This window comes from Streptomyces sindenensis (assembly GCF_014649035.1).
Taxonomy (GTDB): domain Bacteria; phylum Actinomycetota; class Actinomycetes; order Streptomycetales; family Streptomycetaceae; genus Streptomyces; species Streptomyces sindenensis.
This window is the reverse complement of sequence record NZ_BMSG01000033.1, coordinates 1-25,674: the sequence shown is the minus strand read 5'-3', so window position 1 is coordinate 25,674 and position 25,674 is coordinate 1. Positions and strand designations below refer to the sequence as shown.

Annotated in this window: 18 protein-coding genes and 2 pseudogenes; 5 read left to right on the top strand and 15 right to left on the bottom strand. The window is 68.5% G+C overall.

Annotated features, from left to right (window positions below):
• Positions 1-121 precede the first annotated feature (121 nt).
• From IE145_RS27460 to istB, 3 genes are all read left to right on the top strand, one after another.
• Positions 122-835 (top strand): hypothetical protein, encoded by a 714-nt coding sequence (locus IE145_RS27460; protein WP_229825863.1) that lies wholly within the window; start codon positions 122-124, stop codon positions 833-835.
• A gap of 337 nt (positions 836-1,172) precedes the next feature.
• Entirely contained in the window at positions 1,173-2,597 is a 1,425-nt protein-coding gene (istA, locus tag IE145_RS27455) for an IS21 family transposase (RefSeq protein ID WP_444545682.1), read from the top strand.
• Positions 2,594-3,364 carry an IS21-like element helper ATPase IstB gene (gene istB, locus IE145_RS27450; protein WP_189528144.1) on the top strand — a complete coding sequence of 257 codons (771 nt, stop codon included), beginning with the start codon at positions 2,594-2,596 and terminating at the stop codon, positions 3,362-3,364. The genes istA and istB overlap by 4 nt, the downstream gene beginning before the upstream one ends.
• 10 nt (positions 3,365-3,374) lie before the next feature.
• Here istB and IE145_RS27445 read toward each other — a convergent pair whose 3' ends face one another.
• The 15 genes and pseudogenes from IE145_RS27445 to IE145_RS27385 form a co-directional block, all read right to left on the bottom strand.
• Positions 3,375-3,776, bottom strand: a complete 402-nt coding sequence (locus tag IE145_RS27445; protein ID WP_229825862.1) for a hypothetical protein — start codon at positions 3,774-3,776, stop codon at positions 3,375-3,377.
• Between the two features lie 419 nt (positions 3,777-4,195).
• Positions 4,196-4,951 (bottom strand): transposase family protein, encoded by a 756-nt coding sequence (locus tag IE145_RS27440; protein WP_189528142.1) that lies wholly within the window; start codon positions 4,949-4,951, stop codon positions 4,196-4,198.
• Positions 4,952-5,068: 117 nt separating this feature from the next.
• The gene (locus IE145_RS34040; protein WP_415742702.1) at positions 5,069-5,611 is read right to left on the bottom strand and encodes an IS630 family transposase; all 543 of its coding nucleotides are present in this window, start codon (positions 5,609-5,611) and stop codon (positions 5,069-5,071) included.
• Positions 5,612-5,626: 15 nt separating this feature from the next.
• Complete coding sequence (locus IE145_RS34035) at positions 5,627-5,878, bottom strand: helix-turn-helix domain-containing protein (protein WP_229825860.1); 252 nt, start codon at positions 5,876-5,878, stop codon at positions 5,627-5,629.
• A 57-nt stretch (positions 5,879-5,935) separates the two neighbouring features.
• Complete coding sequence (locus tag IE145_RS34030; protein ID WP_229825859.1) at positions 5,936-6,130, bottom strand: helix-turn-helix domain-containing protein; 195 nt, start codon at positions 6,128-6,130, stop codon at positions 5,936-5,938.
• 136 nt (positions 6,131-6,266) lie between these two features.
• Complete coding sequence (locus tag IE145_RS27430; RefSeq protein ID WP_189528141.1) at positions 6,267-7,076, bottom strand: AAA family ATPase; 810 nt, start codon at positions 7,074-7,076, stop codon at positions 6,267-6,269.
• Positions 7,073-8,620, bottom strand: coding sequence for a TnsB C-terminal domain-containing protein (locus IE145_RS27425; protein WP_189528140.1), 1,548 nt, complete (start codon positions 8,618-8,620; stop codon positions 7,073-7,075). Before IE145_RS27425 ends, IE145_RS27430 begins: the two co-directional genes overlap by 4 nt.
• A gap of 25 nt (positions 8,621-8,645) precedes the next feature.
• On the bottom strand, positions 8,646-9,290 hold the full coding sequence (gene cas6e / locus IE145_RS27420) for a type I-E CRISPR-associated protein Cas6/Cse3/CasE (protein ID WP_189528139.1): 645 nt from the start codon (positions 9,288-9,290) through the stop codon (positions 8,646-8,648).
• The gene (gene cas5e, locus IE145_RS27415; RefSeq protein ID WP_189528138.1) at positions 9,287-10,096 is read right to left on the bottom strand and encodes a type I-E CRISPR-associated protein Cas5/CasD; all 810 of its coding nucleotides are present in this window, start codon (positions 10,094-10,096) and stop codon (positions 9,287-9,289) included. The genes cas6e and cas5e overlap by 4 nt, the downstream gene beginning before the upstream one ends.
• Positions 10,093-11,250, bottom strand: coding sequence for a type I-E CRISPR-associated protein Cas7/Cse4/CasC (gene cas7e, locus IE145_RS27410; protein WP_189528137.1), 1,158 nt, complete (start codon positions 11,248-11,250; stop codon positions 10,093-10,095). The genes cas5e and cas7e overlap by 4 nt, the downstream gene beginning before the upstream one ends.
• Positions 11,251-11,500: 250 nt before the next feature.
• Positions 11,501-12,160 (bottom strand): type I-E CRISPR-associated protein Cse2/CasB, encoded by a 660-nt coding sequence (casB, locus tag IE145_RS27405; RefSeq protein ID WP_189528136.1) that lies wholly within the window; start codon positions 12,158-12,160, stop codon positions 11,501-11,503.
• Positions 12,157-13,722, bottom strand: a complete 1,566-nt coding sequence (casA, locus tag IE145_RS27400; RefSeq protein WP_229825857.1) for a type I-E CRISPR-associated protein Cse1/CasA — start codon at positions 13,720-13,722, stop codon at positions 12,157-12,159. Before casA ends, casB begins: the two co-directional genes overlap by 4 nt.
• Before the next feature lie 318 nt (positions 13,723-14,040).
• The gene (locus IE145_RS27395) at positions 14,041-16,908 is read right to left on the bottom strand and encodes a CRISPR-associated endonuclease Cas3'' (RefSeq protein ID WP_189528135.1); all 2,868 of its coding nucleotides are present in this window, start codon (positions 16,906-16,908) and stop codon (positions 14,041-14,043) included.
• 4,239 nt (positions 16,909-21,147) lie between these two features.
• Positions 21,148-21,956 (bottom strand): IS5 family transposase gene (locus IE145_RS27390; protein WP_189528134.1). Its coding sequence is split into 2 segments (ribosomal slippage): positions 21,148-21,608 and positions 21,608-21,956, totalling 810 coding nucleotides; the frame shifts between segments, so codons are not numbered across the junction.
• Positions 21,957-22,062: 106 nt separating this feature from the next.
• A pseudogene (locus IE145_RS27385) lies at positions 22,063-22,299 on the bottom strand (IS21-like element helper ATPase IstB); the annotation flags it as partial.
• 683 nt (positions 22,300-22,982) lie between these two features.
• On the opposite strand from IE145_RS27385, the gene IE145_RS27380 reads away from it, so the two are divergent.
• Together IE145_RS27380 and IE145_RS27375 are read left to right on the top strand one after the other, a co-directional pair.
• A complete protein-coding gene (locus IE145_RS27380) occupies positions 22,983-23,894 on the top strand; it encodes an aldose 1-epimerase family protein (protein ID WP_189528133.1) in 912 nt (303 codons plus the stop codon).
• Between the two features lie 234 nt (positions 23,895-24,128).
• Positions 24,129-25,653: pseudogene (locus tag IE145_RS27375) on the top strand (sugar porter family MFS transporter).
• Positions 25,654-25,674: the final 21 nt, after the last annotated feature.

Here is a 25,674-nt window from a genome sequence, read left to right as displayed (position 1 = left end):
ACGCCACCGCGGTTGCTCCGGGCCCGTCCTGCTCGTCCTCACCCGCGAGCGCGGCGGCCGGCTCTGGCGGCTCGCCGACACCTGCGCCGCCTGCGCGGCAGCCACTGATCATGCCGCGGTCGTGCCCGATACCGTCCTCGGCACGGCCTCTCCGGCAGCGTCGGTGAATCGGATCCGGCAACGGCAGCGCAGGAGAGTTCCGCACGGTCCCTCGGAGCAGGTGCGCGTGCGGGAGATGCTCAGCTATCTGGCTGCTGCTCTTCCTGCCCGGACCAGTGCGGCTGCTCGCCTGCTGGCCCTGCAGTGCGCCCTGCGTTCCACCACCGCCGGGAAGGTGAACATCCCCGCCGGGTTGATCCGCGGTATGCGGATTGCTTCGGAGCCGTCTGCGTTCACCGAACTGGAGGCTGCCTGCTGGCTGCGCTCCCCCACCGGTCCGGCGCAGGCAGGCATCTCGGTGGAACTCCTGGACACCGCGGTGCGGATGCAGGCGCCGGCTCGCGCAGACCGTGCCCGGGCGGGCAACTGGATCCTGCGCGTCTGCCAGATGAGCGAGATTCGCCAACTAGGAGCAACCCCGCGTCTGCTGGCACTGGCGCTTGCCGCGCACCTCCCGGACGAAACAGGCACGCCAGCAGCCGAGCAGGAAGTCCTCGCGCGCATGTGCGGCCTCCCGCTCCAGGAGCTCACCCCCTTGCTCGACATGCTCGTCGCCACGCGTTTCCTGCGCTCCTGGGCGCACGGCGCTGTCCCCGAAGACCTGCACTGGGAGCTCGCCGGGCGCACCCACCTCACCGGCAGCTTCTCAGGCCTTGAGTCCGACCGTGTGACCTGACGTACCGGCCCGGCTGAAGACCCTGGTGCAGAGTGATCCCCACAGTCTTCCGCTCGGCCAGCAGACGGCCTTGGCTCCACTCCTTCCAGCACCGCTTGCCTGCACGGCCTATCCCCGGACTCTGCTCCGCGGACTTCCTTTCCTGCCTGAGTCCGGCCGGGGCTCGGGTTCTGGCCGGACCGCTGAGAAATCACAGCCCTGGATGTCACAGCACGACCGGTGTCGGCGTACACGTGAACGTGCAGGACCGCGTACGGATGAACGTGCAGGGTTCCTGATGCGCTGAGGTTGAGGATTCGGCACTCTGCTGCCTGTTGGTCGAGGTCGCAGAGATGGGGTGGCCGTGGTCCTGGATCCGCAGCGCTGGCTGGAACTACGGCGTTTTCGTGGTCTGGTCGAGTCCGGAGCGATGACCCTGACCGAGGTCGCCAAGGAAACGGGCCTGAACTGGCGGACGGTCAGCAAATACCTGGCAGCCGACGGACCCGCCGCACCTCCGCGCCGGTCGCCGAACGGTCAGTCGAAGGCGAGGGTGATCGACGAGTTCGCGCCGCTGGTCGACTCGATGCTGAGGGCCGAGATCCTGATGAAGGCCGCCGTGGTCCACGAGCGCCTTGCGGCGGAGTACGGGTTCACCGGCAACTACCAGCGGACCAAGCTCTACGTCCAGGAAGCCCGGCCCCGGATCGCCGAGGAACTCGGCATCACGCCCAATGAACTGGCGGGCATGCACCGCCGGTTCGAGGTGATCCCCGGCGCCCAGGCCCAGGTGGACTGGGGCGACGAGGGCAAGATCCTCGCCCACATGGGAATCCCGAAGGTCTACTCCTTCCACATGACGCTGTCGTACTCACGCGACCCGTTCTGCTGCTTCACCACCAGCCAGGACCTGCAGACGTTTTTCGACTGCCACCGCCGCGCGTTCGCGCACTTCGGCGGGGTGCCGATGACGATCGTCTACGACCGCACGAAGACCGTCGTCCGCCGCCACGTCGCCCCGGGCGAGGCGGTTCCGCTGCACCCGGAAGCGGTCGGGTTCTCCGGCCATTACGACTTCGACATCGACGTCCTGGCCGCCTACCGGCCCACAGGCAAGGGACGTGTCGAGCGCCAGGTTCTGATCGTCCGCGACCACGTCCTGTCCGGCCGGTCGTTCTCCTCCGTCGAGGAGATGGACGCCGCCTTCATTACCTGGGTCCCGCAGCGACGGGCCCAGGCTCACCGGACTCACCAGCAGATCATCGGGGAACGGGCGGCACGTGATCACGTGGCTCTCCGGCCTCTGCCGGAGACTCCGTATCTGGTTGCCGAGCGGCATCTGCGGCCGGTTGGCAAGGACTGCCTGGTCGCCTTCGGCGGCAACCTCTACTCGGTGCCCGCCCGCAGGGTCCGTCCCCGGCAGCTGGTGGAGATCCGGGCCACGAAGTCGCAGATCATGCTGCATTCGACCATGGCCGACTCCAGCGGCGAGACACTACTGGCGACCCACCCGCGGGCGATCGGCCGCGGGGTCCGTGTCGTCGAGGAAGCCCACTGGGACGGACTGCCCACGGGCAAGGGACGCCGGACCATCACCGGAGATGTCCTGCCGCAGCCCCGTCGTGAGCGTCCTCGGGGCGAGGAATCAGGGCCTTTGCGGGCTCTGCTGAACCGGGCCGCGGCCACCCATATCGAGGTCGGACGCCGTCCGCTGTCGGTCTATGACGAGCTGACCGGCACCCGCCCCTTCACCACCCACCCGAGCACGAGGGAAACGTCTTGAGCGAGCTGGTCTCCACCCGCATCCGCAACACGGCCGGCAAGCTCGGCCTGCCCCACCTCGCCGAAACCATCAGGGAGTACACCCGTCGGGCCGACGAGGGGAAGATGGGCTACCTCGACTTCCTCGACCTGGTCCTGTCCGAGGAACTGGCTGTCCGCGACGACCGCCGCTTTCGCCAGGGCCTGCGGCTCTCGAAGCTGCCGCACCACAAGACGCTCGACGAGTACGACTTCTCCTTCCAGCCCGAGCTCGATCCGCGGAAGGTCAAGGACCTCGCCACCCTCTCCTTCGTCGAGGGCAAGGCGAACGCCGCCCTGCTCGGGCCGCCCGGGGTCGGAAAGACACACATCGCCGTCGCCCTGGCGGTCGCGGCCTGCCGGGCCGGCTACTCGATCTACTTCACCAGCCTCGACGACATGGTCCGCAACCTCAAAGCCGCCGAGACCACCGGGCGCCTGACGAACAAGCTCGGCACCTACCTGCGGCCCGGCGTCCTCGTGGTCGACGAGGTCGGCTACCAGCCCCTCGAACGAGCGGAAGCGAATCTGGTCTTCCAGGTCATCTCCAAGCGCTACGAGAAGGGCTCGATCATCCTGACCTCGAACAAGACCTTCAGCGAATGGGGCCAAGTGTTCGGCGACGAGGTCCTGGCCACCGCGATCCTCGACCGGCTCCTCCACCACTGCGAAGTGATCTCCATCAACGGCCCCAGCTACCGGCTGAAGAACCGCCTCCAGGCCATCGAGCGAGAGAACGACGTGGCCTGACCAGCTGCGATCAGGACCCCAGGTCCTGGCCCGGCGGGATGAAGACGTCGGCGCCATCGGCATCCTCGACATGCCCCTGGGCATCGACCGTGATGGCCGTCGCCCGCCCCTGCGACGTGATGAGCCAGGCCAGCACCTGTTCCGTCAGCGGCGTTCCACCCGGGCCCTCGTCCTTCCAGTGCACCCGCCACCCTCCGCCAGGCACCGCGGCCACGACTTGGTCGGCTCGCTCCAAGTGGGAGAAGTCCTCGTAGTCAGTCACCGCACGCAGGGCACCACGCTTGGGATCGACGACCAGGGCCGTCCCGGTCGCCTGGTCCCAGCCCTCCACACGCACCATGCGGCCGACCTCGGTGTCGGTGCCATTGAAGATCGCGGTCCAGCCAGTCTGATTGAAATAGCGAAGAGACACCGCTCCATCATCTCGAACCACGATGCCCGCGCTTCACAGGTCTCCTTGCTCTGCACGTTCATCCGTACGCGGCTCTGCACATAGGCGAGTACGCCGACAACCGGCCGCCAGCACTAGTTAACGTGGTGCCCGCCCGGGCGCCGCCCATGCTCGAAGAGGCGGGAGCGCAAGGGTGGATCCGGTGTTGATCACGAGCGTAGCGATCGTGTTTCTGGGGGCTGTGAGCAGTACCCTGCGGTTCGCTCGAAAGCGGCTGAAGCATGAAGTAGGGCTTCATGTGTCCAGGCTTCTCGCCGAACACGCTCACAACAGCCTCCGTGCCCCCTCGGCTCGCTGCGGCTCAGGCTGCCTTGCGGAGGTCGGGGTGAGCCGTCATGGAGGACGCGGCTGAACTTCGGGTGAGTGAGCTTTTTCCAACCTCAGGTTGAGGCGTGGTGAAGGGCGACGATGGCCTTCACGATGTCGGTGATCCGGTTGGTGCTGCAGCGGAGTTTCCGCAGGAGGCGCCAGCCCTTCAGGGTGGCCATGGCTTGCTCACCGAGGCAGCGGATCCTGGCGTGGGTGCTGTTGTGCCGTCGCTTCCACCGCTTGAGCCGTCGGCCTCGGAACGGGACTCGGACCGGTCGGCCGGCGCCTTGGTATGCCTTGTCCGCCCAGCACTTCACGTCCTCGTCGGCGAGGGCATCGATGATGCCGTGAGCCCGTGCGGCGGTCAGGTCGTGGGTCGAACCCGGTAGTGCGGGCGAGGCCCACAGCAGGCGTCCGAACGGGTCGGTGAGGACCTGGACGTTCATGCCGTGGCGTTTGTGCTTCCCCGAGTAGTACGGGCTGTCGGCGGCGATCCGGTCGATTGGCAGCAGGGTGCCGTCCAGGATCACGAACGCCTTCGTCCGCACGGTCTTCATCGCTTCGGCCAGGGTCGGGGCGAGGGCGGCCAGGACGTCGACGGCCTCGCGTATGTAGCGGTAGGCCGTCGCGACACCGATACGGAACCCGGCCGCGAGCTGGGCGTAGGTGTCACCGCATCTCAAGTGCGCCAGAGCGAGCAGGGCCTGCCGGCCTACCGGCAGCCGTCGCCATCGCGTTCCGATCTCGCGCTGCCGGGCACGGAGCTGTCCCGTCAGATAGCGCAGGGTGTGGCTGGACAGATCGATCGACGACGGGTAGACAAGCACGCGAAGCTCCTGGCGGACACGGGTGATCTTGGTCGAGAACCCGTCTACCAGGAGCTTCTTCGTGTTGTACAACAGCCCCTCGATGGCGCCGCCATCAGATTGGAAAGGGCTCATTGATCAGAAACTCATGGGGTTCTCGGCCAGGACGTAGCGGACGTGCGGGCCGCCGAAGTAGCCGCGGACGACGTGCGGCTGGCGCTGGCGTCTGCGGAAGAAGCGGCGGGTCTCCGCGGCGAGTTCGGTCTGATCGCGGGCTCGGTGCTGTTTGGGCAGGCTGTGCTTGAGGTCGGCGTTGACCAGCTCGTCAGGGTTGAGCTCGGGCGAGTACGGGGGCAGGAAGTGCAGCTCGACGTCGTCGGGGTGGGCGGTGAGCCAGTCGCGGACCTTCTTGGAGCGGTGGGCGGAGTGCCCGTCGACCACGAGATGGATCTTGTGGTCGAAGTGGCCGGCGAGCCGGTCCAGGAAGCGGCACATCACCTCGGCGGTGAAGCTCTCGGTGAAGACCATGAAGTGCATCCGGCCCTTGGTGCTGATCGCAGACATGGCGTTCACGGAGAACCGGTTCCCGCTCCGCCGCACCACGGGTGTCTTCCCCTTCTCGCCCCAGGTGCGGCCGGTGACCTGGTCGGAGCGGATGCCGACCTGGTCGGCGAAGAGGATCTCGCCGCCGTCCTTCTACGCCTTCGTCCGGATCGCGGACCAGGTCTCCTCGTGCCAGCGGCGCACGGCCTGCGGGTCCTGTTCCACGGCCCGCTTGTCCGGACGCTGGAAGGACAGCCCCCAACGCCTCAGGTACTTGCCCACCCCGGGCTCGGTCAGTCGCACCCGGTACAGCTTCGCGATCAGCTCGCCCACCATCCGCCGCGTCCACAACTGCCCGCCCAAGCCCACGTCACAGGGCCGGTGGTCGAGGACGGCCTGCCGCACGGCGGCCTGCTCGGCCTCGCCGAGGACCTGGTGTACCCCGACCGGCTTGCCCCGCGGCTACATGACCAGCGCATCCCGTCCACCGGCCCGCCACTTCGCCCACCAGATGTCGACCGCCTTCAGCGACACCCCAAACACCGCCGCCACGTCCTCACGGTCCCGCCCCGCCACCAACGCGGCCACCGCCCGCAGCCGCAGGGCCTCCTGCGCCGACGGCGACAGATGCCGCGCGTCCCCCACCAGATCGCTCACAGCACCACAACGACCCAGAACCCGAACCGTTTCGAATCAATACTGTACGTCCGGGTGGCAACGGCTCGCCGTATCCCGGTCGACAGACTTGATTGGGTGCAGCTGCGGCATGGTCACTCTGCGGGCGCTGACGCGGTCAGTTGCGTTGTTGCGTATGGCGGGTGGTGGGGTCGATGCGGCTCAGTACCCAGCGGATGAGGTCCTTGTTGAGGGAGAGTTTCGGGTTTTCCTCCAGGGCGTCGTGGAGGTGCAGCGTGATCCTTGCCCAGTTCCGGAATGATCCGTGGCCCACCATGTCGTCGGCGTACAGGATCAGTTCGGATGGTGCAGCGGACCAGATCTTCTGGTATGCGGGGATGGTGGCCTGGACCTCGGTCGGTGTGAGTGGGCTGAACTGGTACCAGTCGAGGATCCGGGAGTGCAGGGCGGGGTTGTTGAGGATCTTCTGGCGGGTGTTGCCGCTGCCGACGAGGATGATGGCGGCGCGGCGGGCGTCGTCGCCCCAGAGGCTGCGGAAGTACTCCAGTGGTTTTGTTCCGAGTCCTTGTGCTTCGTCGATGAGGAGGATGCGGGGTTCTGCTTCGAGTGCGTCGCGGATCTGCTGGTCGCAGGGGCCGACGGCCTGCGGTGGTTCTCCTGGTAGGCCGAGGCGGCTCCAGAGGTGGGTGCGGATTTCGTTCATGTTTGCGCCGGTGTTGTAGCGCAGCCGGATGGTGGTTTCGGGTGCGCGGCGGCGCAGGATCGTGTGGACGGCGAAGGTTTTGCCGAGGCCGACGTGTCCGTGGATGCAGACGATGGCGTTGTGTTTGATGGCTTTGAGGATGCGGGTTTCGGTCTCGGCCATGCCTCGGGTGGCCATGGCGTTGGCTCCGGTGAGTCCGGCGAAGTGGTCCTGGCTGGGTGGGGGTAGCTGGGTGGGGCGGGGTGGGGTGGCGGGTGTACTCACGGTTGGTCCTTGGGGTCGGTCGGTGGCGGGGTGTTGGGGTTGATGGGCAGGGTCAGGCCGGCATCGGGTTCGGGGAGCTGGATGAGGTCGGGGAGTGCTTCTGCGGCGGGGTCGAATCCGTCGAGGTTCCGCAGGTGTTCGAGTGCTTCTTCTTCGGGCATGGCGTCCAGAGGTGTGGGGGGCCCGGGGCGGGTTGCGGCTGCGTAGCGAGTGTTGCGGTTCTTCTCGGCTTTCTGGAGCTGGGTGCGCAGGCGGTCGGCTTGGCGGGCTCGGGCGCGCTTGAGGCTGAGGCCCTGCTCGGGGGTGGCTTGCTGGGCCATGACGGCGTGGCCGAGGTGGCGGCCTGTCTGGGGGTCGTAGAGCTCGATGCGGTGGTCGTGGTGCGGGAGGTAGCGCAGGTGGACCTTTTCGCCGACGCGGCCGTGCATCCAGTCGGCGATGTAGTTGCGTTTGCGCCAGCGGACCCCGCCGTTGTTGATGGTCAGGGGTCGGCCGTGGCGCTCCAGGGTGTAGGTGTGGAGAGCTTCGGTGGTGACGGTGTCGATGAGCGTGGGGTCGGCGTCCCATGCTTCCCGGGGGGTCTGGCCGTTCAGGCCTCTGAGGGTGTTCTCGTGGTTCCAGCGCTGGACCCATTCGAGGACCAGGCGGACGAACTCTTCGAAGGGGAGCAGGGGTTGGTCGGGGTCGACGGGTTTGCCGCCGCGGAGGGTGGGGGCGTGGGTGTAGCCGGGCATGCCAGCGAACAGGGTTTTCTTGATGGCGCCGTTGACGGCTTCGACGTTGGGTTTGCCTTCGGGGGTGAAGGGGGGCAGTTCGATGATTTCGGTGCCCAGGGCGCCGAGGGCTTCCTTGACGGTGGCGCAGAGGAATTCTTTGCCGCCGTCGACGCGCAGGTAGGTGGGGATGCCGCCGAAGGGTCCGTGGTGTTCGTCGATGAGGACGGCGTCGCGGATGGCGACGAGGACGGCTTCGCGGCTGGGGCGTTGCGGTGTGATGGCGAGGCCGCAGATGGCTGAGGTCGCGCAGTCGATGAAGAAGGTGATCCAGGGTTTGCGGATGTGGCCTTCGACGCGGATTTTGACGCTGGCTTCGACGTGGTCGGTTTCCCAGGCGTAGTTGCGGTGGTGGCGGTCGCGTTCGCCGGCGACGTCGAAGCGTCGCCGTGCTTTCTCGCCGCCGCGGAGGCCGGCGCGCATGCCGGGGGTGAGGGCTCTGTTCGTGGCGCGGTGGAAGGTGGGCAGGGAGGGGACGGGGTGGTTTTCGGCACGTAGTTCCTTCCACGCGGCGGTGGCGTTGCCGCGCCAGCGGGCGATCGCGTCGAGCATGTGCGGGGTGAGGGTGAAGCTGGTGCGGCCTGGAGGTTGGTAGGTGCCGTTGTTGGCGCGGACGTTGGTGAGCCAGCGGTCGACGGTGCGGGGGTCGACGCCGAAGGCGTCGGCGACGCCGATGATCCGGGTGCGGGTGAGCTGTTCTGACTGCTCAAGGGTGTAGAGGCGGTGGATGGCGGCCGCGCGCAGGGAGTTGAGGTCAGGGGTAGGTGGCATGACTGGGCGTGGTTTCTGGCTGGGGTCAGGTGAGGGCGAGGGAGAGGAGGCCGGCTCCGTAGCTTTTGGCTCTGCCGATGCCGGTTGTCAGGGCGTGGGTGAGCAGGGTGGTGTCGGTGATGCGGGCGATGCCGTCGAACTGGGTGAGGACGAAGTGGGGGGAGGTGCGGGTGGGGCGGGTGCGGGGGAAGGGCCTGGGGAGGCCGGAGACAGTGACGGGCTCTATTCCGACGGCTTGGGCACGGGTCTGCCACCAGGTGATGGCGTCGTCTCCGGTGAGGTGGGTGATCTTGCCGCGGCGTTTCCCGGTGACGGGGTGGCGGTGGGGGTTGCCGGCGGAGCGGGCGACGGTGGGGGCGGCGGTGATGCGGTAGCGGACGGTGCGCCCTGGGGTGAGGGAGTTCAGCAGGGGGGTCAGGTCGACGGTACGGGCGGTGCCGTAGTCGGCGGGCAGGGCGCTGAGGTCGGGCGTGTGGGCCGTCTGGACGAGGAGGTTGGGGTCCGGCCCGGACTCGGTGCGGAACAGCAGGCCTGCGGCGGCACGGGGGGTGGGGCTGTTGTGGTCGGGGGCCAGGCGCATGAGGGTCTTGTGGAGGCTGTCGACGTCGGCGAGGTCGGCTCTGACTGCCCGGTTGTGCGGGTTGAGGGCGATGCGGGTGAGGCTGGTCATGCGGGTTCTCCGTGCATGTACGCGGTGAGGGTGTCGAGCGGCCGGGGTCCGGCGTGGAGGTGGGCGGGGAGGTGTTCGGTGGTCATCCACAAGCGGCGGGGCAGGTGGCGCTGTGCGTGGCTGGTGAGGTTGACGGGTTCGCTGTTGCTTTCCCGGTCGGGCGGGGTGGTGGGGTCGGCGCCCGGGGGCGGGTGTTCCCAGACGAAGGTGGTGGGGAGGTGTGTGGCGGTGGGTGGTGGTGCCTGGGTGCGGGTGAGGGGGGTGCGGGTGAGAAGTTCGGTGATGGGGTCGGGGCTTTGGGGGTTGAGGACCAGGGGTTCGTCGGGGAGGCAGGCGCGGCGGCCGAGGAACAGTCCGAAGCGGGGGCGCTGGAGGGTGTCGGCGATGTGGTCGGTGAGCGCGGCGGGTCCTTGGACGGCGATGGTGAAGACGGCGCCGGTGAGGTAGTCGCGGTGGGACACCAGAGTGGCGGTGGATTGTTTGCGGCGCTTTCCGTTGCCGGTGAGGATGCCTTCTTCGCGGGGATAGCCGCCGCCGACGGTGTGGAAGTCGCGGTAGAGGGTGCCGGGCTGGTCGATGCGGATGGTGATGGTGAGGTCGCGGTGGCTGGGGGCGGTGGTGTCACCGGGTGACTGCAGGTGGGGGTAGGGGTCGAGGGCGTGTTCGCGACGGCGGCCCTGGGCGGCGGCGAACATGCCGATGAGCTGGGAGCGGGTGGGGAAGGCGCAGGTGTCGCGGTAGTGGAAGACGCCGCGTTCGCCGGAGGACTGGAGCAGGCCGGCCAGGCGCAGGATGAGCCCGGTCACGGCCGACCCGCAGGGGTGGTGGTTGCTGCGGTGGCGCAGGCGGCGGCGAGGTCGTCGAAGGAGGTGTGCTGGGTGCCGAGGGTCTTGATGGGCTTGTTGGTGGTGCTGGTGTGGCCGTGGGCGATGAGGTGGCGGGTGCCGAGCAGGCGGCTGACGGTGGTGGCGTAGTCGGTGAGCGCCTGGCGGGCGGGGATGGTGTAGCCGCCCTGGGGGGCGGCTTTGACGGGCTGTTCGAAGGCGGCGCCGTAGGAAACGGAGCGGCGGTCGCGGACGGTGTAGTGGACGAGGTCGGGGAGGGTGTGGGGGGCGGTGGAGGTCTTCTTGCCGCCGGGCATGCTGAGGATGAAGTGGCGGACGAAGAGCTCGACAAGGCTGGTGACGGTGTCGGTGGAGGTGCTTGGTCCGAGGTTGTGGTGGAGGTCGGTGATGTTGATGGTCGCGAATCGGTAGAAGAGGCTGGTGGTGAGGAACGCGGTCTCCAGATGGGCGCTGCCCCTGTCGCCTCCCATGGGCAGGTCCTCGACGGCGGTGAAGAAGTCCGGTTGCGGGTCGCTGCGGTGGACGGAGAAGGCGGGGGCCATCTGGACGGCCGCTTCGACGTGGCCGGCGGGCAGTTCGGCGAGCATCCGTCCGAAGAGGTTGATGCTCGCGGTGCGGCTGGTCAGGTGCGCGGCGAGGTCTTTGGTGGGCAGGACCGGGCTGATGTCGTCTTTGGGGTTTTGGGCGGCGAGAGCTTCCTCCAGTTCCGTGCGGTGCTTTTCGCACAGGGCGACGAGGTCGTCGATGACGCCGGCGGGGAGGTAGAGCATGGCCTGGGTGCGGTTGCCGTCCTTGGCGTTGTGCTTGAGACCTCCGTCCTTGGCGGAGTGGACGATCTGCGCGGAGGCGAACGCGGCAAGGTCCTCGGGCCACTGGGCTTCTCGCAGCTTCCGGGCAACGAGGGGCGGCACCATGCGGGTGCGAACGGCGTGCTCCCCCAGTTCCTGCTCGACGTTGAGACGGATGGGGCGCTTCCACGCCTGAGGGGAGACGAGGGCCCTCGTCGCGTTCCCGTAGGAGAGGGTTTTGGGGTCGTTGTCGGCGTCTCGGTTGAGGTTCGCCGCGGTCACGGGGTGCAGGATGTGCAGGTCGAGAAAGCGGGCCGGCTCGTGCATGGAGAGCTCTTTCGGTGAGGTGGCGGGCATGCCGCGGGGACGCTCCGCGGAGTACGGAGTCGTGGGCTGCAGGAAGGGGTCGAGGCCTGTCGGTGCTGTGGGTGGGCCTGGGCGAAGGTGGTGAGCTTGGGCGGAGGTGGCCCGGGGGCGGACGGACGTCGGGAGCGTGAACCGCCCGGTGGCCTGTGCCAGGGGTGTCTGGCCGGTGAGTACCGGCAGGCAGCAGCGGGGCTGCTCGCGGCCGGGAGGTTCAGGAGCGCCGGGGTTCGGGGGTGGCGAGGTAGAAGGCGTCGCGCCAGCGCAGTCCGACCTGGTCACGTTGGTAGGGGCGCTGCACCAGGTCGTAGAGGAGGACCCCCCAGTCGGGGGTGACGTTGTCCTTCAGGAGGCGTGTGACGGTGGAGGGCAGGCGGCGGTGCAGTTGGTCGTCGCTGAGACGGGTGAGGACACTCAGGGTGTCTTCGGTGCGCCCGGCGCTGTGCCCGGCTGTGCGGACTGCTACGGCGAGGGTGGCGCCGAGGTTCGGCCGGGCGAACCATGCTGCGGGGTCGGGCGCCGACGGAGCGGGGGCTGGTTTCGTGGGGGCCACGAGAGGGCCGCCCAGGGTGCCGGTGGCGTCTTCTCCTGTGGTCATGAGGGCGGCAGGGTCTTCAGGTTCGGGGCGCACCCCTGGGGTGTGGGTCTGGGGGCCTGCTGTCGCGATGAGGCTGGCGACGGTGTAGTAGGCGCGACGCCCGGCCCGGCGCGCGGTACGTCGGGCCAGATAGCGGTCCATGGGAGCACATTCCTCTACAGGTCTGCCTCTCCCCCGGCTGAGGCGGACGCGGGTACCGGGTTCGGCGCACAGGTCGTGGATGTGGGCGACGAACTCGTCGCAGGAGGCGCGGTGTTCGGCGGTGGTGGGCATCATGCGGTCTTTCGGGGTGCTGAGGGCCGCCGCCGGCGGTGGAGGCCCTTGACGGCATGGGCGACGGCGTGGGCTGCGGAGTTGTGGCGGATCCGGGCGGCTTCGGTGACTTCCCGCAGAGCGGCCGCGGCCGCGGCCGCGAAAGCGGCGGGTGCGTTGGTCTCGGGCTCGTCCAGCAGCCGCCAGAACACTGTCTCGGCCTTCGGCCAGTACCGGGCCAGGGCCTTGTTCGCCCACGTGGTCTTGGAGGCTCCGCTGTGGGTGGCGGTCTTCCAGGCCTTCTTTGCGACGGTCGCAAGCCGTTGGGCGGTCTGTTGGGCTTCCCGGCAGCATTCGGCGATGCGCTGGGCTTTGGCCGGGTCGTGTTCCTGGGTCCAGTTCAGCAGCGGCGGGGTGATCGCGGTGTACCACTGGCGGTCGATGACCTTGCCGTCCTGATCGAATCCGTGGACGCGGATCCGCAGACTGCGCCGCAGGTCCTCAGGAAGGTCGTTGAGGGTGTCGAAGACGGCCGGCCGGACGTATGTGCCGTGTTCGTCTGGGGCCAGGACCAGTGTGTCCAGTTCCCGCCACCACGCCCGGGACGCATCAGCGCGGTTCTTGGTGCGGCGCCGGGTGACGCTCTTGCGTTCGGTGATGAATCGGTAGGAGAGGTAGGGATCAGTGCTGATCTCGGGCTCTTTGGGCTCCTCGGCTTCCTCGGGCTCTTTTGTGGCCCAGGTGAGGTAGGCGTCGGTGACGGTGCTCCCGCCGGGGCCGGGCACGAGGAGGATCGCGTGCTGGCTCTGTCCGGTCAGTAGCCGGCCGGGCCAGGTCACCAGAGTTGACGGGTTCTGCGTGCTGGGGGCTGTCTCTTCCCAGGGGCAGGCGTCGGCGCCTGGGAGTTGTTCGTCGCCGGTGAAGGCCGGCACACCGGCCAGAAGCGTTTCGTGCAGGGTGCGGCCCAGAGGGTGGAAGGAAACGGTGGAGCGCAGGGGCCCGCTGTTCTGGCTTCCGGTGGTGACCCCGTCCACGGTGCGGGGGGTGCACTGGCCTGAGCGGCCGTAGTAGTGGTGAATGAGCAGGATCTGCAGTGCCTCGGCGGTGGGCACGGGCTCGGCGGTGTGATGGCCGTGCGGGCTGAACCACGCCAAGTTGTTCCCGGCCGGGCGCCCGGGCACGAAGGCGTTGATACCGCTGCTGTGGTCGCACTGGGTACGCAGCGCGGGCTCCTGCAGCCAGGGCCGCACCAAGTCGAAGACGTCCCAGGCGTGACGGTCGAAGTAGGCGTGGACGGCGTCCGGGGTGAACCGGCCCTGCTTCAGGCAGGTACGGCGCAGGGCGTTCCACTGGGAGGCGGTGAGTTCGGGATCGTCCAGGCCGGTGATCCGGGCCGTGATCGCGACCGCGATCCGCAAGAGCGCTGAGGCTGCCGGAGGGTGAGGCAGGGCGAGGTCGTCGATGGTGTGGGCGTCCAGGAACAGGTCCCGCAGGCCCACTTGGTCGTACTGGGGGCCGGTGCGGACGTTGATCCACGGATGGTCGGCTGCGCTGAACGTGACGTCGGGTTGGGGTAACGCGGGCAAGAGCGTGTCTTTTCGGAGAGGGCGGGAGCGTGCGGCGGCCCGGCCCCGGGCGGTAGACAGCCGGGGGGGCTAAGGCGTGGTCTGAAGTGGTTCGCTGCGGTGCGGCAGCGTGGTGGCCAAGGAGGCAGGCTTGATCGGTGCTGCGCAGGGGGCATCGCCGTGCCTTTGTGAGGCGTCATGGTGTGCGATGTGCGCCCAAGTGTTCGGTGGTGCGCCAGCACAGCGAATCATGCCGCCGCACCATCTCCCGACCGGTGAGAAAGTACGACGATCAAGTAGTGGCGTAATACTTTCGATAGTGGTCTTCACTCATGGTGATCACTGCTGCTTGCGGTGTAGAAGGCCGAGCTGTTCGTCCATGCGGAGCCGGTGCTGGCCGAAACACTGTTCACTCTCACGGGTGGTGGAATCGGTGGGTAGCAGCAGGGTGTCGGCGAGAAGAGGGTGCTGCTTCCAGCTGGCGGGCGGCTGGTGCCGGGCGGAAGCGCGGGTGACCCAGGCGGCCGGGACAGGCAGGGTGTGTTCCAGGATGCTGCGCAGGTGGCGGGTGCTGAGGTGTTCCTGGTCCGGGAGTGGGAGGAGACCTGCTGCGTCGAGGGTCAAAGTGCCGTCGCGGCCGCGGTAGCAGGGCAGTAGGCGGCGGGGCAGGACACCGGGCCTGGTTGCCGCCTGGGCGGTGGTGAGGTGCTGGCGGTGCAGGTCGGCCAAAGAAGAGATGCGTTTCGGCGGTGGCACCAGATGCAGTGCGCTGAGCTGCTGCTGACGGCTGGTGCGGTTCTGGTGTGCGGCGGCCATCTGCCGCAGGCGCGCTGTCTCCGCCGCGAATCCGGAAGTGACGCCGTGGACCTGTTCGACGAGAGCCTGTACATCGTCGGGCACGACGAGAGGTTCCTTCTCCAGGTCCGGGAGGAGCCGGGCGGTCTCGTGGAGGGTGACAGGGGGCTCGACCGTGCCCCACCCGGGCGGCAGGGCGGTCTCGCCGCGGGAGTTGACCGGGTGCAGCACTGTCAGTGTCGGGCTGTTGTCACGGTCCCACCAGGCTGGCCGGCGGTCCGTCCCGGTCCACCGGCTGGCGAAGCGAGCCAGACGGCCCAAACGCTGCAGCAGCCGTGCCAGGGAAGCGAGATCGCTGACCATCAGGTCGACGTCGATGTCCAGGCTCGTGTCGAGGAGGCTGGTGGTGACGAAGACGCGTCGGGCCGGGCGCGGACCGGTAGGCCCCAGTTCGCGGCGAAGCTCTCCCAGAGCGTCATGCCGCCGCCGCTCCCCCACCCTGGAATGGACGAGGACCAGGTCGTGGGGCGGGCCGGTCCATATGCGGTGCAGGTACGCGTAGGTGTCCTGCGTGTCGGCGACGGTCGCGCAGACCACCGCGGCGCATCCGCCGTCGCGGATCACCGGCTGGAGGGTGTCGGCGATCACGGCCAGGCGCTCCCCCGCCTCGATGTTGCGGTCGGCCTGTCCGAGGCGCCGGTAGGTGATGGGCCGGATGCGGATGCGGGCGGTCCTGCGCTGAGCGGCCCGCTGCCGGTCCTGGGCCGGCTCGGGCATGCGGTGTGCGGTGGCAGTGGCCGCGTCCGCGAACAGCCACCCGGGATAGCCGGGGGCGAACGAAACACTGTGGAGTCCGGTCCGGCCGGCACCGGACAGGTAGGCCCGCACCAGCTCGGTGGTCGTGGAGGCGGGCATCGTCGCCGACAGCAGGACGACCGGGCTGTTCAGGGCTCCCAGCCAGTTCAGCAGGCGCAGCAGCTGGAGCTGGCTGAACGGGTCGAGTGCGTGGGCTTCGTCGACCACGACGGTCTTGCCCGAGAGGGCCAGCATGCGCAACGCGCTGTGGCGGACGGGGAGGGCGGCCATCTGCGCCTGGTCGGTGGTGGAGACGGTGTACTGGGCCAGGAGCGCGTTGTCCCGTCCGCGCAGCCACCGGTCCGGGCCTGCGGCCCCCGGACCGCACTCCCTCTCGTCGCCGGCGAACAGGCCGTCCTGATCGTCGGCGAACGGGCCGTCGGGCGGCCCGTCCAGGACGGATGCGTCCTCCGGGGACAGACGCCGGTGGGTGTAGGCCTCGTTGAGGTCGCTGTGGTGGTGCACCAGTGTCACCGGTGCGTACTCGGGCCGGTGTGCGCGCACGTACTGGTCCAGGACCTCGTAGACCTGGTCGGCGGCAGCCGTGGACGGCAGCAGCCACATCACCCCCTGGGTACCGCAGTGCTCGTTGAAGATCCGCACCATCTCCAGGGCGGTCACACTCTTGCCCGCCCCCATCGCGTCGGTGACCACAGCGATGCCACTCCCCCGCCCGGCGACCAGGTGCGGCAGCTCCTCCATCACGGAAGCCTGCAGAGCGTTCGGTTCCACGAGACCCGGGTGGGCGGCATTGAACGGGACGCGGTCCAGCGGGAAGCGGGCAAGGCCGATCCGCTCGACTTCCTCCTCCGCCTGCCAGCGGGCGTGACTGTGGTGCTCGGCGGCGCCGAAAGACGGAGTGTGCGCATTGGGCACCCAGTACCGGCGCTGGCTCGCGACCCGGTCAGCGACCATCGTCAGCCCCGTGATCAGCACCGCAGCCTCGACCGACACCCGTCCCGGGGCCTCACCGACTCCGAACAGGTGCCAGAGCAGGCGGGTGTAGCGGCGGCGCAGATCCTGCCACACGGGCCCGCCCAAGATGGCCTGGACCCGGTGGGCGGAGGCTGCTCCGTCCACGTCGAGCTGCAGAAACCGGCCGTGGTGGCCGCCCAGACACTGAGCAGCGCGTACGGCGGGGCTGTCGTTGCCACCGAGCTCGAATCCCAGCTCGCCCAGCAGATGCAGCCCCGCATGCATTGACGCGCGAGCGTGCGGAACCTCAACCAGACGGCCCGTGTCCGCCAGCAGGTCCTCCCCCAGCCGCATCTGCGCCGCAGGTTCGAGAGACTGGAAGTACGGGATCAGCTTTCCGATGTCATGCATGGCAGCCAGAAACAGCACCAGCGAACGCGCCCGTTCCTGCGACATGCTGAGTCCTGTGCTGATGACCTCGCGCTGGCTCGGAGTCAGGAACCGGTCCCACAGCACCCCAGCCACCGCACCCACATCGATCAAGTGGAACAGCAGCGAATACACCATCCGCGTCGCACGATCGAACTTCCCCCACGGACGAAGATCAACACCCTCGTACCGGACATCCTCGAGAACTCCCATCCCTCCACGCTGCCACCCCGCCAGCCTCCCCAGATCACGACCGTCGAAAGAACGGAGAACCCAGCCTGGCGGCCAGCCCGTGTGGCATCATTCAACCAGCCAGCACGAGCGAGTGATTGGCAAAACACTTCAGAAAGCCCAGGTCAAAAGGTAGAGCCCGCGCGAGCGGGGCTGACTCGAACGGTACCCACTACTGGGCGCGCGAGATCACGTAGAGCCCGTGCGAGCGGGACTGACTCGCGTCCTTCGTTGGTTGTGCCGACTGGCGCCTGTAAAGCCTGCGCGAGCGGGGATGCCCCGTCGGCATCCGCACCCCCGACATGGCTGCTGCCGTGGAGCCCGCGCGAGCACGAGCAGGAGTGCTCGGTGATGGGCAGGCGGGACTACGTCTCCTCGTCGTAGAGCCCGCACAATCAGAGAGTGCCAGCGAGCTGCCTACCCTGCGTCGAGTCAAGCTCAGGCGAGCGGGAATGACGCGACCCGGTAGCGGACGATGTCCTTGCTGACCGCGTGAAAGCCTGCGCGAGCGGGACTGATTCGAACCGGCGCACCGAGCGCCGCCTATGGGAGACATAGAGCCCGCGCGAGCGGGGGTGCCGCGCGCTGTGAGTAGGTCTTGTTGTCCAGCGTGGGCTAGAGCCCGCGCGAGCGGGGGCTCCTCGATACGAGGACTGCATGTGGAGCCCGCGCGAGCGGGTGTAGCCGCGGAGATTTGAGCCATGGGCACGGGTCTAGCGCCGAATCAAGTGGGAGGTGAACCCCGCCACCTCGACTTCCAGGAGGCATCTCCTACTGAGCCCGCGCGAGCGGGAATGACTCGATCTTGCCCCGGTCGACGACAATTGTCTCGAGGTAGAGCCCTTTCGAGAGAGTGCCCCGCCGGTGAGCCAGACCTCGGAGTCGGGGCGCAGCAAAGCCTGCGCGAGCGTGAGTGACTCGACCCCCGGCTGCTGGTTGGCCAACCTCTCCCAGTGGAGCCCGTGCGAGCGGGAATGACTCGATCGCCGCCGCCGCGCTCCTCGCCACACCCCAGTAGAGCCCGCGCGAGCGGAGCTGATTCAATCACCGCCATGTCGGTGTGCCGGTCGTCCCAGTAGAGCCCGCGCGAGCGGGAGTGCCTCGTTCTCGTACATCCGTCGCGCTTTGATCCTGTCGTAGAACCTGCGCGAACAGAAACGACACCGTCCGCCCGATAATCGCTTTGCGGATGGGGAGGTATGCCGGAGTCCGCGCGAGCGGGGGTGACTCGGACGGAACCGCGAAGCTCAAGCTCGACGTGATGCAGAGCCCGCGCGAGCGGGGCTGACTCGGCCGGGCAGCTCTGCCCGGACGTACCGGCCGCGTTGAGCCCGCGCGAGCGGAGATGATTCCACGGGGCGAGGCGCGTCGTAAACGACGCCGGAGACGAACGTCGCGGCGAACAGGGCGGGGAGGTAGAGCCCGCGCGAGCGGGGCTAATTCGATCACCGCCATGTCAGTGTGCCGGTCGTCCCAGTTGAGCCTGCACGAGCGGGAGTGACCCGGGCCTGAACCTCGCGCGCAACGGTGCCGCTGTGTAATGCTCGCTCAAGTTGAGCCGGCTCGGCCTGGCAGAGTGGGAGAAAGCACCCCGACGTAGAGCCCGCGCGAGCGGGGCTGACTCGCGTCCGTCGTCGGTTGTGCCGACCGGCGCGGTGTAGGGCCTGCGCGAGTGGGACTGACTCGGCCCTCGCCGTTAACACGTGCCTGCGCGAGCGGCAGTGCCTCGGCGATGTACTCGAAGTTCAACTCGACGACAGGGGCGGGCTCGTAGAGACGATGGACTTGGCAGGGATGACAGCAGAGACATTCAGGAGAGGAACAACCCGCGCAAGCGGGAGTGACCCGACTCCCGGCTACTGGCTGGCCGACCTCTGCCAGTGGAGCCCGCGCGAGCGGAACGGCCCGCGGACACTCCCTGACGTGATGCACCTGTGAAAGTAAAGCCTGCGCGAGCGGGAGTGCTCCGCCAATCGCGTCCAGGGTTCGGCTGTGGAAGGTGGAGCGCCTACGCGAGCAAGATTGAACCGACCATCACCAAACAGCTCGGCCAGGGCCAGACGTAGAGCCCGCGCGAGCGGGGCTGACCCGGATCTGAGCGAGGAGTTGTTCCATCAGAGGAAGTAGAGCCGCGCAAGCGGGAGCGGCTCGGACGGCGACACCGGAGGAGACATCACCGGAGCATGCGGCCCGCGTGAGCAGGAGTGACTCACCGCCCCGAGCGGATGGAGGGTGTCGACCACGGTAGGGCCCGCGCGAGCGGGAGTGACCCGCACGCGGTGTTCACGGGACTGTATCCGGTCGGGAAGAGCCCGCGCGAGCGGGAAATGACTCGGCCAGCGGCTCGTGGTCCAGGGGCGTAGCAGAGCCCGCACGAACGGGAGTCACTCGATCTGGCGGGCGTTGTGGGGGTTGTGGTGGACGTAGAGCCCGCGCGAGCGGGAGTGACCCGCCGGCCCGGTGGTCACCCATCCCGGCGCCGTAGGGTCCGCGCGAGTGGAGGTGTCCCGCCGGTGTTCATGGCCGGTGTACCGCCGGTCGTAGAGCCCGCGCGAGCGGGAATGATCCGGCCAATGAGATCTTCCTGCTGGACGGCGCCGCGTAGAGCCCGCGCGAGCGGGACTGTCTCGGCCCTCGTCCTCAACACGTGCCTGCTGCACCGGGAGAGACCCGCGCGCATTCGGGCTATGACCGGTGATCTACCGGTACGGCCCGCTCAAACGGGAATGACTCGCCGTCACCGTCGCGGTCAAAACCCTGCGCCCCGTGGAGCAGGCGTGAGCGAGGGTTTCTCGTAGCCGCTGGGGGCCGTGACGTTGTTCCGGTCGTAGAGCCCGCCTGAGCGGTAGTGAACCATCCCCCCGACGGCACTGGGCGAAGGGGGCGCGGTGCGGAGCCCGCGCGAGCGGGGCTGACTCGAGCGGTCGCCCTCTGTGGATCTCCACCGAGCCGTAGAGCCCGCGCGAGCGGGAGTGGACCGCGGGCAATCCCTGACGTGATGCACCTGTTCAAGTAGAGCCCGCCCGAGCGGGAGTGACCCGCCGGTGAGCCAGACCTCGGAGTCGGGGTGCAGGCAGCGCCCGCGCGGGAGTGAACCGGACTCAAGAGCATCCGCACCGCAGCCGCCGCCGTAAAGCCCGCGCGAGCGGGAATGACCCGCCGTCGGACTACGCGTGAAGCGGGGTGCAGCTGTAGAGCCCGCGCGAGCGGGAATGACGCGCTCTTCCACACCCATCGCTTCGGCCTCGTTGGCTGCAGCCCGCACAAGCGGGAGTGCCCCAGACTTCCTGTCCAGGACGGTGACCGCCGCGTAGCAGAGCCCGCGCGAGCATGAGTGACCCGTGGTCCGGTGCGCTGAGGCCGACGACCAAGCGGTAGAACCCGCACGAGGAGGAATAACTCGGCCAGCAACTCGCGGTCCAGGGGCGTAGCAGAGCTCACGCCAGCGAGAGCAGCTCGGCAGCGTACGTGGCCAGGAAGACCCCGTCCGCGTAGGGCCCGCACCCCAGCGCACACCGGGCTCGCATAGAGTCCGCGAGAGCGGAAGTGATCCGACCCTGCCCCTGTCCACGACGATAGCCTCGGAGTGTGCCCGCCCGAGCGCGAATGGCTCGGCCAGCAAATCGTGGACCAAAGTCCGGGCACGCCAGAGCCCGCGCAAGTAGGGGTGACCGGGTGGGAGCACGTCGCTTGATCGGGGGAGAAGTTGGATACCGTGCGAACGGAAGTGACCCGGTGCCCGTGCCAGTGTCGGCCTCCCAGATCAGGTAGAGCCTGCGCGAGCGGGAATGAGCCGGACCTGAAGCGGTCGATCCCGGGCCTGGCCACGTAGAGCCCGCGCGCGGGGGTGAACCGACACATCCCACGCCTGGGGCGGAGGCTTCGAGGTGGAGCCCGCGCGAGCGGGGGTGACTCGATCGAAAGGGCCCCACCCGCCCTGCGACGGGTATGCAGCCCGCGTGAGCGGGAGTGCCCCGGCCTCGCCCACCGATACCCCACCAACCTACCGATGCAGCCCGCACGAGCGGGAGTTACCCGGACTTCCTGCGGGATCAAGCCGAGGAGAGGCCACCTCAGCACAAAGTGGCAGGTCAAGGACGTCTTCGTATTGCAACTCTCAGCGGAACGAACAGGCGATTCTCATGCACCTGCATCAACAGTTCTCACGGCATGTCTGCCGCGACCTGACATCTCCCCTGCGCTGGTAGCTAAGAAGTCATCTCATTTGGCGAGTCTGCGGTAGCAGATGAGGGTGCAGGCGATGCTGGTGAAGGCGAGGAAGTGGTCGGCCTTGCGTTCGTAGCGTCGGTGGAGGCGGCGGCAGCCGGCGAGCCAGGCCATGGTGCGTTCGACGGTCCATCGGTGGCGGCCCAGTCGTTGCGAGGACTCGACTCCCTTGCGGGCGATGCGGTGGGTGATGCCGCGTCCGCGTAACCATCGCCGCAGGTGGGTGTAGTCGTAGCCCTTGTCGGCGTGGAGTTTGCCGGGCTTGCGCCGTCGCCGGCCGCGGCGCGAGCGGATCGGCGGGATGCCCTTCACGAGCGGGATGAGGGCCTGGCTGTCGTGCAGGTTGGCCCCGGAAATACCGACGGATATGGGCAGACCCGACCGCTCCGTGATCAGGTGGATCTTCGAGCCGTACTTGCCCCGGTCGACAGGATTCGGACCTGTCAGGTCCCCCTTTTCAGGGCCCGCATGTTCACCGAGTCGATCGCGCACCGCGACCAGTCCAGCTCGCCGCGGGCACCGAGTTCGTCGAGGACCAGGCGGTGGAGCTTGGCCCACACCCTGGCCTTCGACCACTCCGAGAACCGTCGGTGGGCAGTTGCTCCGGACGGGCCGAACGACGCCGACGGCAGCTGCTGCCAGGTACAACCGGACGTGGCCACGAACACGATCGCGGCCAGCACCTCCCGGTCGCCATGCCGACGCCGACCACCACCCTGCGGCCGCGACGGCGCCTCCGGCACCACCCGCTGGAACAACTCCCACAACTCGTCCGGCACCAACCGCTCAACGATCCCCACCATGGCCAACACTTTACCGAGTCATCCAAATGAGATGACTTCTAAATTGCGCCATCTCAAATGACATTGGAATGAGAATCTCCTACGGCGGGGAAGTGAGAGTCAGCACCCGGGGGAACCCGGCGGCCTTGATACGGCGCTCCGAGCGGCGGCGGGCCCAATCGTCGCACTCGGCCAGGAGGAACTCGGCGAGGAAGCCGAGACAGGACATCTGCTCGCGTTCAGCGGTCTCGGCCACCTCGGAGAACGGGGACCGGATGGCAGGCAGGCGGAGCATGCGGCATGCCCGGTCGACACCGGTGGTGGCGGCGTGCGCGGTGAGCCCTCGCCGGCGGGGAAGGGACACGGTGATCTCCTCCATGACGGGGGGCAGTCGGGTGGGCGGAGTCGTAGAAGCTGGACATCGTGGGCGACAGACGGGAGAGGCCGCTTGTCCGGCGGCAGATGGGCCCTGACGGCTGCCGGCAGTGGGGCCCTGCCGGTCTGGCTGCCGGGCCCTGGTGACGGCGGAGCCTGCTGGGCTCGTTGTCGGCGTCTGCCGCCTTGCGTGCTTCCAGGGCGACGGCGTCCGCGGTCAGGGCACCGCTCTTCAAGGCCGCTGCGAGACCCGCCACGAGTTGTTCGCGGGGCAGGTGGCAGCTGAGCAGGAGGACTTCGATCAGGGCTCGGGGGCCGTCGCGTTCGCCGTGTGCTTTGACCGCGGCGTCCCACCAAGCCTCGTGGACCGGGGTGAACCGGCCGGCAGCCCCGGCCTGGTCCAGGACTGCCGCCGGGCAAGGCGCCGGGCTTGCGGATCAGGGCTTCCAGGTAGTGGTCGAGATCGAGGCGGGATTCGCGGCGACGACCGCCTGGTCATCACCCGTGAGACACCCGCGTCCCGCCGGCGGAGGCCAGGCCACGAGGAGACAGGCTGAGAGACTTCCGGGCCGATACCGGAACGGAGCCGTACGGAGCAGGAAACCCGCCCGATCGGCCGACACCGGGACCCGACCGGTAGCACTCCGCCCCCCGGGGGACAGCCATCCGTCCATGAGCGAGAACACCACGGGTGAGCAGTACCGCCTGACGGCCGGCGACTACGCGGCGACCGTCACCGAGACGGGGGCGGGCCTGCGCGAGCTGAGCCACCGGGGCGAACCGCTCCTGCTCCCGTACAGCCCCGACGAACCGGCCCCGGCGGCCTTCGGCCAACTGCTGGTGCCCTGGCCCAACCGGGTCGACCGCGGCCGCTACACCTTCGACGGCACGCAGTACCAGCTCGACGTCTCCGAACCCGGGCTGGACTGCGCGATCCACGGACTCGTCCGGTGGACGACCTGGCGGCCGGTCCGGCAGGAACCGCACGCCGTCACCCTCGTCTACAGCCTGCACGGGTCGACGGGCTACCCCTTCCGTCTCGACCTGGAGGTCACCTACACCCTGGACGCCGGTACGGGCCTCACCGTCCGGCTCGTGACCCGCAACGCCGGCACGCGCCCCGCCCCGTACGCTCACGGCACCCACCCCTACCTGACGGCCGGCGAACCGCTCGACGACTGCGTGCTGACCCTGCCCGGCCACCGCTACCAGCCGGTCGACGCGCGGATGCTCCCCTCCGGCCCGACGGTCGACGTCTCGGGCACGGAGTACGACTTCACCACCCCGCGCCGTATCGGGACGCAGGCCATCGACGTCGCCTTCACCGGTCTCGACCGCGACGCCGACGGGCGCGCCTGGGTCCGCCTGGAAGGCTCGCGGCGCGCCACCCGATTCTGGCTGGACGAGTCCCAGCCATGGCTGGAGATCTACACGGCGGACCAGGTGCCGCCCGCCTCGCACCGCCGGGGCATCGGCGTCGAGCCGATGACGGGACCGCCGAATGCCCTGGGCAGCGGTACCGGCCTGATCCGGCTAGCCCCGGGCGAGTCGTACGCGGGCGGCTGGGGCGTCCTCAACGGCTGATCCGGCCCGGAAACTGCGCGACGGCCGCACCAGCGCCATCCTCGGCCGCCCGGCCGGACGGAGCACTACCACCTGCCAAAGCAGCCATTGCGGGCGAGCGCCGGCCCGCCGCGGCCGCCAGAGTGTCCAGTTCTTGTGCCTTCAAGCCACCCGATTGCTTCGCACCGCCATCTTTTTGTCCGGAAAGGTGGTGATGTGGCCAGGTCGAGCACGCTCACGACGGAGGACAGCGACATGGTCCAGGGCTTTTCCAAGGAACCGGGCACCCACGGGCCGCTGACCAACATTCCCCCCGAAGGGCAACGGAAGATCACCCGCTGAGCAGCCGCGATCGCTCTGGGCGGCTTCCTCTTCGGCTTCGACACCGGGGTTGTGTCCGGAGCCCTGCTGTACATCAAGCAGGACTTCGACCTGAACTCCTTCGAGCAGGGCAGCGTGGTCAGTGTCCTGCTCATCGGCGCTCAGTGTCCTGCTCATCGGCGCGGTGATCGGCGCCACCTCGGCCGGCCGGCTCTCCGACGGCCTCGGCCGGAGGAAAGCGCTCGGCCTGATCGGCGTGGTGTTCATCATCGGCACGGCGATCGCGAGCACCGCGAACGGATACCCCGTCCTCATGGTGGGCCGTATCATCCTCGGCCTCGCGGTCGGTGCGGCATCGGCGACGGTGCCGGTCTACCTCTCCGAGATCTCACCGACGAAAATCCGTGGCCGGCTGCTCACGATGAACCAGCTGATGATCACCCTCGGCATCCTGATCGCCTACCTGGTCAACCTCGCCTTCTCCAGCAGCGAGATGTGGCGGGCCATGTTCGCCGTCGGCGCGGTCCCGGCCGCCCTCATGGTGGCGGCGACCCTGTGGTTCCTTCCCGAGTCACCACAGTGGCTCATCACGCACGGCCAAGCGGAGAGGGCGCGCAAGGGAATTGCATCGGTCTCCGACGAGGCCACGGCGGACGAACTGGTCGCACGGGCCCGACACCGGGTCGCCGAGGACCGCGAGCAGCAGAAGCGGAACGCCGAGTCCTCCGGCCGCACGGCCAGAAGGCTCCTCACGCCCGACCTGCGCCCGGCCCTCGTCGTCGGCCTCACCCTTGCCGCCGTACAGCAGTTCGGCGGCATCAACACGATCATCTACTACGCGCCGACCATCATCCAGCAGACCGGCCTGAACGCGTCGAACTCCATCTTCTACTCCGTGTTCATCGGCCTGATCAACCTGGTCATGACACTCGTCGCGATCCGGCTGGTCGACCGGGCCGGCCGCCGCGTCATGGTGCTCGTCTCCCTGGCCCTCATGGCGGTCTCGATCTTCATGCTCGGACTCGCCTTCGTGGTCGGCATGAACTCGGTGCTGACGCTGCTGTTCATGGTCATCTACATCGCCGCCTACGCCGGCGGCCTCGGACCGGTGTTCTGGACACTGCTGGGCGAGATCTTCCCGCCGTCCGTCCGGGCGGAAGGGTCCAGCGTCGCCACGGCGGTCAACTGGATCTCCAACTTCATCGTCAGCCTCGCCTTCCTCCCCGTGGCCTCCGCCCTCGGCCAGGGCGAGACCTTCTGGATCTTCGCCGCGATCTGCGTGGCCGCGTTCTTCTTCGTCAGCCGCTACCTGCCCGAGACCAAGGGCCGCGACCCCGAGCAGATCGAAGAGGCGCTGAACACCCGCTTCGGGCGCGGCCAGGGCACGCCGGACAACCCCTCGCATGCGGCCACCCCCCAGAAAGGACTTCCCAATCGTGATGTCAAGCCGCTGCTGTGACGGGAGGTGAACCTTGGTAGC

Coding starts and splice junctions, on each gene's coding strand:
- cas7e (WP_189528137.1), bottom strand. CDS start 11,250: ATGCACGAGCCGGCCCGCTTTCTCGACCTGCACATCCTGCACCCCGTG.
- cas6e (WP_189528139.1), bottom strand. CDS start 9,290: ATGACCAGCCTCACCCGCATCGCCCTCAACCCGCACAACCGGGCAGTC.
- casB (WP_189528136.1), bottom strand. CDS start 12,160: ATGATGCCCACCACCGCCGAACACCGCGCCTCCTGCGACGAGTTCGTC.
- IE145_RS27395 (WP_189528135.1), bottom strand. CDS start 16,908: ATGGGAGTTCTCGAGGATGTCCGGTACGAGGGTGTTGATCTTCGTCCG.
- IE145_RS27425 (WP_189528140.1), bottom strand. CDS start 8,620: ATGCCACCTACCCCTGACCTCAACTCCCTGCGCGCGGCCGCCATCCAC.
- IE145_RS27380 (WP_189528133.1), top strand. CDS start 22,983: ATGAGCGAGAACACCACGGGTGAGCAGTACCGCCTGACGGCCGGCGAC.